Genomic DNA, 9,262 nt, shown 5'->3' with positions numbered 1-9,262 from the left:
CTGCATCTGCCGGCATTGCAATCAGTCTGATCCGCAGCGAAGCCAGCGACCAAAAAATCGCGTACCTTGGTGAGGAGCTTCGCACAACCGCTGAGGCGCTTTCTGAAAAGCTTGGGTACCGATTGCACAAAGCCTAGCCGCAAACTGTAGCGCTACAGCCAATGCGACAGGCGCATCTTGCTGTAGGCGCTAGTGTGTCGATGCCCCAGCTAGCTCCTGTCCCGAGTACGGCTGCGCCGAGCGCAGTTCGGGTCGAGAACATAAAAGACATCATCGATGTATTGAGCACCAAGGGAAAAAACCTCGGTCCGCAGATGCACGATCCACCGCGCTGCCTTATTCCTGATTGGGACGAAGCCGAGCAATCGGTTGTCATCACAGCTTATGGCTCTCGGTGCCAGGCGAAACCACGCGCGCGCCAAGTTGCCTTGGCGCCCTGGGTTATTCAGCGTATCCAGGAGTTCCAGCGCTGCACCAACATACGCATGTTCGCGTTGATCCATTGCGCATCAGGGACGATGATCCGGTTTTCGACATCTGATGCAGATGGAAGGCTGGCGCGAGCCTCCGGTGACATTTGCGAGATCGCTTTCTGACTTGGAGGAGTGCATGAGAGCGTTTCGCAGGCTTTGGCTTGCACCTCGGGATTCCTCAGCCAGAACTCAATGAGCTTCAGCGCATTCTGCCGATTTGGCGCGCCACGCACGAGCGCTATGCGATCGCCCACGAGAAATGCGCCATCATAACTCCAGCCAATCTTGTAACCCTCTGCCTTCAAGGCCTTCGCTCGCGTCAACCAGATCTGCCCAACGCGATATTCGTCATTGCGAAACGCCTGAACGCTTTGATCACCGGTCCTCCACCAGACCTGAACACTGTCCCGGATTTGGTCGAGCTTGCGAAATGCTCGATCGACATCAAGTGGGAAAAGCTTGTCCCTCGGGACTCCGTCCGCCAACAATGCTGCGGCCAGGACTCTCCACGGATCGTCAAAGCTAGGAAAACTTCTTGCACCGGGGAACCTCCCCAAATCCCACATGTCAGCCCAGGTTTGAGGGTTGCTTCCGTTCTCATTCAATTTGTAAGCCAGCAACGTAGAGGTTGACTGCAATTTCGCCCCGCCGCGCGTGCACGAATCAGCGCGGAGGTCCGCGCTGTCGATGAACTGTTTACAAAACTTAGACAGATCTTCCGTTACGGCGAAGTGTGCGTCGGAGCCAGCTTGGATTTCACCATCCAGATAGAGGTCCCAGGTGACGTTACCTGTTTGAACCATAGCCGCGACCTTTGCCCGCTTCTCCGCATCCGTTCCAGAAACAGTGATGACCTTTATGCCTGTCAATTCCGTAAAGGGTTCGAACCACGCATCACGCAGGGCCTTCTCATAGGTACCTCCCGTAGTAGCAATGACCACACGTTGCTCGGCATTCGCCTCTTGAAACCCAAGAGCGAACATGAGAGCGAAGGTAGCGAACATGTAAAATGCGGACTTCAGGCAAGCCTTCGGCGTCTGATCCGATCTGATCATTTCAAATCCTCCTCAGTTGACATGAAATTAGTGTCTGTTTCGACTAGTCAAAAGTTGCGCCGCCGTCATGAGCGCGAGCGAAATCGCGACGAGCACCGTTGACGCGGCGGCGATCACCGGTGTGAGGTTAAAATCGATATCTTCGAACATCTTGCGTCCAATCGACTTCCCGCCGATGTCAGAAATAAAGAACGAGACTGTCGCGTCATCGAACGACGCGAGAAATGCAAAGACCGACGCCGAGGCGACGCTCGGTCCTATATTGGGCAGCATTACGAGAAAAAAGCTCTGAATTCTATTTGCGCCGCAGTTAAGGGCCGCGAGTTCAAGGGAAGGGTCAAACTTCTGCACTGCGGCACCCACCACGATCATGACATAGGGAACGGCCAAGACTGTGTGGGCAAGAACAAAGCCTGCAAACGTCCCAGTTATTCTCCAAGGTGAAAACACGAGGTAAAACGACACACCCAGAACCACATGCGGGACGATCATAGGCCCAAGCGCCAGGCTTTGCAGAAGCCCCTTAAGTGGCAATCTGCTCTTAGCGAGTGCAAGCGCTGCTGTCGTCCCTATGGTTGTTGCCACGATAGCTGTCGCGAATGCCACCTTCAGGCTGAACAATGTCGCCGCCATCCAATCCGGATCCGAGAAATACGCCCTGTACCATTTTAAAGTGAGACCTTGCGGTGGAAACGCGAGATAGCTGCCGTCATTCAGGCTCATGGGGATGACAAGAAATGTCGGGAGGACCAAGAATACCGTTATCAGGAAGACAAACAGACCTGCGGTAAATATGCGGAGAATATTGCGATATCGTCCGACGGGATTGCGCATTGGCCGCGCCAAAGAAAGCCGCGCCGGAAATGTTGAACTATCAGATGCCACTGTTCAGCCCCTTGTTTAGCGAAAGTGTTCTTCGAAATATGATTACGACGGCAAGCGTGACGACTAACAGAGAGGTTGAGAGCGCAGCTGCAAAAGGCCAATCGAGCAGGACAGTCGTTTGTTGACCGATGAGCGTTGCCATCATGAGCGATCCTGCTCCCCCCACCAACGCCGGGGTGACATAGAAGCCGAGCGCAAGAACGAAACTGATTACGCTGCCCGCAAATATCCCAGGAAGGCTCAGAGGAACGATGATTGCGCGAAAGGCGTGGAATCGAGTTGATCCAAGATTCATTGCCGCCTGAACATACTCCGGAGGGATAGCCCGCAGTGACGCAAAGATAGGCATGATCATGAAGGGAAGAAGGACATGGGTCATTGCGACGATGACCGCACCCTGTGTGTAGATCATGCGCAGGGGCTCGTTGATGAGCTTGCTCGACAGAAGTGCCTGGTTGACGATGCCGGTTCTTTGAAGCAGCACAATCCAGGCATATGATCGGACCAGAACCGATGTCCAGAGCGGGATGAGCACGCATCCCGTCAATATGAGGGCCCAAGGTCGTTTGAGCCGGACCATCGCGTAAGCTACAGGAAATCCAAGGAGCAGGCAGCAGCACATGACCGCCAGTGCTACGACCGTCGTGGAGAACAGGACGTTTAGATAAAGCGGTTCTCGAAAGATGCGAATGTAAAGCTCGAGGCTCATGTCGGGCAAGCTGAGCGCGACGAGCCTCGCCAGAGGATAAACGAAACCCGTCAAAAGCATGAGTGCGGATGGCAGAAGCAAAAGCAAAGCACCTGCATGGGAATATGTTTTTGCAGAGGGCGAAGCAAACATCAGACTTTGCAGATTGGCGAGTGTTCTGGAAGCGGGTGAAGAAGCGCTCATGCCACAGACCCCTCCCCTTTTGAAAAGAAGCTGACAGCATGCGGGTCGGGTACGAGATCGACCAAATCACCGGCGCGGAAATCTACCCCACTTCCGGTCACGACCTGAACCTCCACCAGCGGTGATCCAGGTAGGTCCAGGCGGACGATGAACGCATGGAATGATCCAACGAATGCCAGACTCTCGATCTGAGCTGGAATTGCGCCGAGGCCTTGAGGACCTCGTTTTTTCAAGGCGATCCTCTCGGGACGCATCGCGAGAATTACCTCGTCACCAAGCCGGAGTGCCCCCCGTTCTGCATCGACAGAAGCGGTCCGGACAATGACGTCGGCGGCTAATCGGACGAGCATCCCGTTGTCTTCAAAAGAAACAACCTCTCCGTCGACGAAGCTCATTTTTCCGACAAAATCAGCAACAAAACGGGTGGCGGGCGCGTGGTAAAGACTGGAGGGAGCTCCTATCTGGACGATATTTCCGCCCTGCATTATCGCAACGCGATCGGACATCGTCAGCGCTTCTTCCTGATCATGCGTCACATAAAGGACAGTGGCTCCCACCTGTCTCTGGATGCGCTTGATTTCGAACTGCATGGCTTCGCGCAACTTCTTGTCAAGCGCGCCGAGGGGCTCGTCCATCAGCATAACGGGTGGTTCAAACGCAAGCGCTCGCGCGACCGCCACACGCTGCTGCTGCCCACCCGACAGTTCAGAAGGAAATCTATCAGCAAGCCCGCCCAGGTGAACGAGGTCAAGCATGTCGTCGGCCCGCTGCTTCCATGCCGAGCGCCAGCGCGATCTGAGCTTTAGTGGGAAAGCGATATTCTGACGGATGGTGAGATGAGGGAAAAGCGCATATTTCTGAAAGACCATCCCGATATTTCGCTTATTGGGAGCGAGGTCGGTCACGTCATTGTCGCCGATCACGATTCTGCCTGCCGTGGGACGCTCGAAACCGGCAATCATCGTCAGGACGCTGGTCTTGCCTGACCCGGAAGGGCCCAGCACTGACACGAACTCGCCTGGCTGCACGCAGACGTCGACACCAACGACTGCATTGACGTCACCATAGCTCTTCGCAAGCCCGTCAAGTTTTAAAGTTTCACCTATCAATACCTACCCCTCCTTTTTTTAATGCTGCGACGACCGTGAAAACGGGTGCTCGGAGCAGCTTTCAAGATTATCTTGCCAAGCCAGCGACGCGTAACAGATTAGATGCTAATAGCGCTTATGTTGTCACATATTGTTCGCAAAAACTTTGCATTGGATTTTTGTGACATCAAAAATGCGATGAGTCAACGGAACAAGAGGGGAAAATGATCGACATTTTACGGGATGAGAGTGATACCGGCGCTCAAGGCCAACGGATGGGAAGCATGGTCTATGACGTGCTACGGGAGAGAATGATCCGTGGAAGCTACCCCCCGGGGCACAAGTTTACTGTCCGGGGAATAGCCGGCGAACTCGACGTAAGCACGACGCCTGCACGCGACGCATTGAACCGCCTGACGACGGAATCGGTACTTGTTTTTTCCGGTCCAAAGACGCTCGTTGTTCCGACACTTACAAGGGCGGAACTGCGAGATATCACAGTCACGAGGATCGCCTTAGAAGGAACCGCAGCGGAATACGGAGCTAGGAATCCTGACGAGGCGTCAATTAAAAAACTTGTGGATATTCAAGGAATTATAAACACTAGCCTAGAAGAAGGCAGGTATCACGATGCTCTTTGGCACAACAAGGAATTCCACTTTGCCATTTATAATCTATGCGGCATGACCGGCCTGCTCAGCATGATTGAAACCCTTTGGGCGCGAATTGGTCCCACGCTTCTCAACCTCTATCCCGAGTACGCGCAAAATCGCCAAGGCGTCCACAATCACATGGTCGCGATTGAGGCTCTCATTGACAAAGATCCCGCCGGCGTGCGGGCGGCGATAGAGAACGACATCAGGGAGGGCTACCGCAAACTGCGCAACGCCGCAGCAATAACGGACCAATTATAAACTGAACTTTAAATTGACGTCACATATTGACTCATGGGATTTTTGTTGCAACAAAATTGCAAGTGACCGGCGTAGTGCCAGTCTTCCTCCAGGACAAGGATTTTATGATTCAATGCTGTTATCGTCGAATACCCCGCCGACAGGTCCAACTGGGCGGCAAACGTCCCTCGCGTTCTTTGAACGCGCCTCCTCCGTTTTTCCAGGCGGCGTCACACGCGCGACTATCGAGTTGGATCCCCATCCGGTCTTTGTTGCCTATGGGGAAGGCGCGTTTGTGACCGACGTCGACGGGCACCGTATGCTGGATCTGAACAACAATTTCACAACCCTGATCCACGGCCATGCCTATCCACCCATAACTGAGGCGATTTCCGGGCTACTAAGGGCAGGCAGTTGCTTTGCTAACCCGATGAACCATGAGATTGATCTTGCCGAATTGCTAATAGGCAGGATTCCGGCTGTTGAGCAGGTCCGCTTCGTCGCGAGTGGAACTGAAGCCGTGATGTTTGCCATCAAGGCCGCTAGAGCAACGACCGGCCGTGTCGCAATCGCACGGGTGGAAGGTGCGTACCACGGCGCATATGACTGGGCGGAGGCGGGGCAGCACGCATCATCGAACACGCCCTGCGCCGCCTACCGAGGCATGCCCGCAAGCGTACTAGATGACGTCGTGCTCCTCCAATTTAACTGCCCCACGCAAGTGGAGCAACAGATCACGATGAATGCCGGGCGCCTCGCGGCAATTCTTATCGATCCGATGCCCAGCCGGGCGGGTCTCATAGAGCCGACACAGGAGTTTATCGCAACAATCAACAAGGTGGCGAGGCAACATGAGATCGTCATTATCGCGGATGAAGTACTGAACCTCCGCCAGGGCTTCGCTGGAGCTTCAGCGCGCTACGGTCTGGAGCCTGACCTCGTCACAATGGGGAAGATCATCGGCGGTGGCTTTCCGGTAGGGGCTGTCGGTGGACGTCGGGAGATCATGTCGGCCTTTGGCAAGCAGGGAAGTAAGGCACCAGTAACGCAGGGGGGAACCTTTTCTGCAAATCCCGTGTCGATGGTCGCTGGCCGTCTCGCGATGGAAGCCTTGACGGAGGATGCTTTCCAACGTCTCGAACACATGGGTAACCTGGTTCGAGACGGTTTGAGATCACGTATCGAACGTCACGGCGCAAATCTGAGCGTAACGGGAGCGGCTTCGCTCTTTCGAATACACGCCAAGAAGGTGGCGCCGGTTTCTTACCAGGACAGCATTCCGACAGCTTCGGAAGAGACCGTCCTGAAACTGCTGCGCAGGCACTTTGCAAACAATGGGATTTTGATGCCCTACGGCGCCGCTGCGTCGCTATCAACGCCCATGGCGGACAGTGACATGGGTGACATTATTTCCGTCTTTGACGATTTCCTCGTAAATCTTGATCGACATGCCTGGGAGGCCGCATAATGGATACTGCAGTTCATGAAATAACCGTCGCTGAGCGTATCGCGCACGCGCTGAGGCGCCATGATGTGGAGGTGATCTTTGGACAAAGCCTTCCGTCGGCGGTCATTCTGGCAGCCGAAAAGATCGGTATAACGCAGATTGCCTATCGCCAGGAAAACATGGGAGGTGCCATGGCCGATGGCTACGCCAGGCGTTCTGGCAAAGTCGGCGTCGTGGCAGCCCAGAACGGGCCAGCAGCGGCGCTGCTGGTTGCTCCCCTGGCTGAAGCATTGAAGGCGAGCGTCCCGGTCGTTGCACTTGTTCAGGATGTGGAGCGTGATCAGACTGATCGAAACGCGTTTCAGGACCTCGATCACATCAGCCTGTTTCAGTCATGCACCAAATGGGTTCGTCGTGTTTCCGTGGCAGAGCGGGTAGATGATTACATCGATGCCGCGTTCACCGCTGCCTCGTCTGGCCGAGCAGGTCCCGCAGCCCTGCTTCTACCTGCGGATCTTCTGCGATCCGTATCTACTGCGCCGGCAAGGAGAAGAACGAATAATCTCGGCCATTGGCCGCTCGACAGATCACGTCCCGCCGACAAATATCTTGATATCGCCGCGAAAGCGATAGCGAACGCCCGCGCACCTGTTGTGATAGCAGGTGGCGGCATCCACGCCTCCGGGGCGGCCCAGCAGTTGCAACTGCTACAGGACGAGTGCTCGATACCCGTCTTCACAACGAATATGGGTAAGGGCTCGGTTGATGAGTGGCACCCTCTCTCAGGAGGCGTGCTGGCATCTCTTGTCGGCCCGAAGTCACTGGGCAAACACACTGTCGAGATCGTTCGCGATGCGGACCTTGTCGTCTTGATTGGCACGAGGACGAACCAGAATGGTACAGACAACTGGCGGCAGTACGCTCCTGATGCCCAGATTATTCATATAGATACCGATCCACAGGAGGTCGGGCGGAATTTTGAGGCAATTCGTCTTGTTGGCGATGCACGGGAGACCTTGGTCGGGCTACGTGAAAGGATCAGGCTTTGTGACTTGCACCTCAGAACCGTTTCCCGAGAGGCTGTCTGCGACCGTCTTCGGGAAAGCTGGCGGAAATTCAATGACGATCGCAGAGTGTATTACAGCTCTGAGGCCTCACCTCTTCGTCCCGAACGTGTTATGGCCGAGCTTCAAGGGGTAATCGATCAAAACACTACGGTGGTGGCGGATGCTAGTTATTCATCGATGTGGGTCCTCGGCCAACTCAGAATTTCTTCCGAATCGACGCGCGTGCTCACCCCCCGGGGTCTGGCGGGACTTGGGTGGGGAGTTCCCCTTGCAATCGGCGCCAAGGTCGCAGCACCTCAGAGCGATGTTGTAGCACTGGTGGGCGATGGGGGATTTGCACACAGTTGGGCCGAGCTTGAAACGCTGGTCCGCATGCAAATTCCGATTACGATCATCGTGCTGAACAACGGCATTCTTGGCTTCCAGCGTGATGCCGAAACTGTAAAATTCGGAAAATACACAACCGCCTGCCATTTTGCAGAGGTCGATCACGTCAAGATTGCACAAGCGTGCGGATGCGAGGCCGTTCGGGTCACGCAACCGCAAGACCTCAAAACCCTTATGCAAAAGGTGAAGAAAAGAAAGTTGCCGTTGCTCATCGAGGTTATGACCGATCCTGGGGCTCACCCTGCACTGTCTCTCTTTGCTCAGATGGATAGTGCGGCATGAAGATAGATCGCCAAAGCCGAGTAGCAGTGGTCGCCGGTGGCACGTCTGGTATCGGACTGGCGATTGCACGACATTTACTTGATACTGGCCACAAGGTCGCGGTTTTTGGGCAGACGGAAAGCGCGGCGAAGTCCGCGCGCTCTTTCTTCGAGGCTGAGATAGCATCTAACCAGCTATTGGTCGGTTGTTGCGACGTCAGAAATCCAGGCGAGGTTGCCGATTTCTTTCACGATGTCGAAACCTTGTGGTCCTCCATTGCGCTGATGGTTTATTGCGCGGGTATTTCGCCGAAATCAGCGGACGGTGTGGCCAAGCGATTTACCTCTGTTGACCTTTGCGAGTGGAATGATGTGCTGGCCGTGAATTTGACCGGCGCCATGATCTGCTGCCAGGCGGCGTTACCAGGTATGGTCAATCAACGATTTGGTCGGATTGTCCTGATCGGCTCGCTTGCAGGGCGAACACGGCCCATGATCGCCGGTGCGGCATATGCAGCATCAAAAGCTGGGCTAGCTGGCTTGGCCCGTGCGCTCGTCAGCGAATTCTCAGCCGATGGGATTACAGTGAATGTCGCCGCTCCAGGTCGCATCTTGACGCCAATGGCGGGAACCGCGGAGACGCCAGTCAATCTCGACGCAGCAAAACGAATACCAAGCGGGCGACTAGGAGAGGCCGAAGAGGTGGCACGACTGGTCGGATTTTTAGTCTCCGATGAAGCCGGCTTCATCAATGGAGCGATCATAGACATCAACGGCGGCGAGTATACGCCGGCTTGAGCCGCAAATTGTCGGAC

At 55.1% G+C, this 9,262-nt stretch carries 8 protein-coding genes and 1 pseudogene; 5 read left to right on the top strand and 4 right to left on the bottom strand.

Annotated features, from left to right (window positions below; translation table 11 throughout):
* A pseudogene (locus AGR2A_RS29365) lies at positions 1 to 137 on the top strand (IclR family transcriptional regulator); the annotation flags it as partial.
* Between the two features lie 308 nt (positions 138 to 445).
* On the opposite strand, the gene AGR2A_RS26470 reads toward AGR2A_RS29365, so the two are convergent.
* From AGR2A_RS26470 to AGR2A_RS26455, 4 genes are read right to left on the bottom strand one after another with little or no spacing between them, the layout of a single operon-like run.
* Positions 446 to 1,528, bottom strand: a complete 1,083-nt coding sequence (locus tag AGR2A_RS26470) for an ABC transporter substrate-binding protein (protein WP_080823564.1) — start codon at positions 1,526 to 1,528, stop codon at positions 446 to 448.
* A 27-nt stretch (positions 1,529 to 1,555) separates the two neighbouring features.
* Complete coding sequence (locus AGR2A_RS26465; RefSeq protein ID WP_072495274.1) at positions 1,556 to 2,413, bottom strand: ABC transporter permease; 858 nt, start codon at positions 2,411 to 2,413, stop codon at positions 1,556 to 1,558.
* Positions 2,403 to 3,305, bottom strand: coding sequence for an ABC transporter permease (locus AGR2A_RS26460; protein ID WP_072495275.1), 903 nt, complete (start codon positions 3,303 to 3,305; stop codon positions 2,403 to 2,405). The genes AGR2A_RS26465 and AGR2A_RS26460 overlap by 11 nt, the downstream gene beginning before the upstream one ends.
* The gene (locus AGR2A_RS26455) at positions 3,302 to 4,414 is read right to left on the bottom strand and encodes an ABC transporter ATP-binding protein (protein WP_072495276.1); all 1,113 of its coding nucleotides are present in this window, start codon (positions 4,412 to 4,414) and stop codon (positions 3,302 to 3,304) included. Before AGR2A_RS26455 ends, AGR2A_RS26460 begins: the two co-directional genes overlap by 4 nt.
* 203 nt (positions 4,415 to 4,617) lie before the next feature.
* Between AGR2A_RS26455 and AGR2A_RS26450 the strand changes: the two genes are divergently transcribed.
* From AGR2A_RS26450 to AGR2A_RS26435, 4 genes are all read left to right on the top strand, one after another.
* On the top strand, positions 4,618 to 5,307 hold the full coding sequence (locus tag AGR2A_RS26450; RefSeq protein WP_080823563.1) for a GntR family transcriptional regulator: 690 nt from the start codon (positions 4,618 to 4,620) through the stop codon (positions 5,305 to 5,307).
* A 112-nt stretch (positions 5,308 to 5,419) separates the two neighbouring features.
* Positions 5,420 to 6,754, top strand: a complete 1,335-nt coding sequence (locus tag AGR2A_RS26445; protein ID WP_072495278.1) for an aspartate aminotransferase family protein — start codon at positions 5,420 to 5,422, stop codon at positions 6,752 to 6,754.
* Positions 6,754 to 8,469 (top strand): acetolactate synthase catalytic subunit, encoded by a 1,716-nt coding sequence (locus tag AGR2A_RS26440; RefSeq protein ID WP_072495279.1) that lies wholly within the window; start codon positions 6,754 to 6,756, stop codon positions 8,467 to 8,469. Before AGR2A_RS26445 ends, AGR2A_RS26440 begins: the two co-directional genes overlap by 1 nt.
* Positions 8,466 to 9,245 (top strand): SDR family oxidoreductase, encoded by a 780-nt coding sequence (locus AGR2A_RS26435; RefSeq protein ID WP_072495280.1) that lies wholly within the window; start codon positions 8,466 to 8,468, stop codon positions 9,243 to 9,245. Before AGR2A_RS26440 ends, AGR2A_RS26435 begins: the two co-directional genes overlap by 4 nt.
* Positions 9,246 to 9,262 lie beyond the last annotated feature (17 nt).

This window comes from Agrobacterium genomosp. 2 str. CFBP 5494 (assembly GCF_900013495.1).
In the GTDB taxonomy this organism is placed as follows: Bacteria; Pseudomonadota; Alphaproteobacteria; order Rhizobiales; family Rhizobiaceae; genus Agrobacterium; species Agrobacterium pusense.
The sequence above is the reverse complement of the archived record's forward strand: the minus strand, read 5'-3'. Positions and strand labels throughout refer to the sequence as shown.

Bases quoted from the DNA above. Each gene is read 5' to 3' on its own strand.
- AGR2A_RS26470 (WP_080823564.1), bottom strand. From the start codon at position 1,528: ATGATCAGATCGGATCAGACGCCGAAGGCTTGCCTGAAGTCCGCATTT.
- AGR2A_RS26435 (WP_072495280.1), top strand. From the start codon at position 8,466: ATGAAGATAGATCGCCAAAGCCGAGTAGCAGTGGTCGCCGGTGGCACG.
- AGR2A_RS26460 (WP_072495275.1), bottom strand. From the start codon at position 3,305: ATGAGCGCTTCTTCACCCGCTTCCAGAACACTCGCCAATCTGCAAAGT.
- AGR2A_RS26445 (WP_072495278.1), top strand. From the start codon at position 5,420: ATGCTGTTATCGTCGAATACCCCGCCGACAGGTCCAACTGGGCGGCAA.
- AGR2A_RS26450 (WP_080823563.1), top strand. From the start codon at position 4,618: ATGATCGACATTTTACGGGATGAGAGTGATACCGGCGCTCAAGGCCAA.
- AGR2A_RS26440 (WP_072495279.1), top strand. From the start codon at position 6,754: ATGGATACTGCAGTTCATGAAATAACCGTCGCTGAGCGTATCGCGCAC.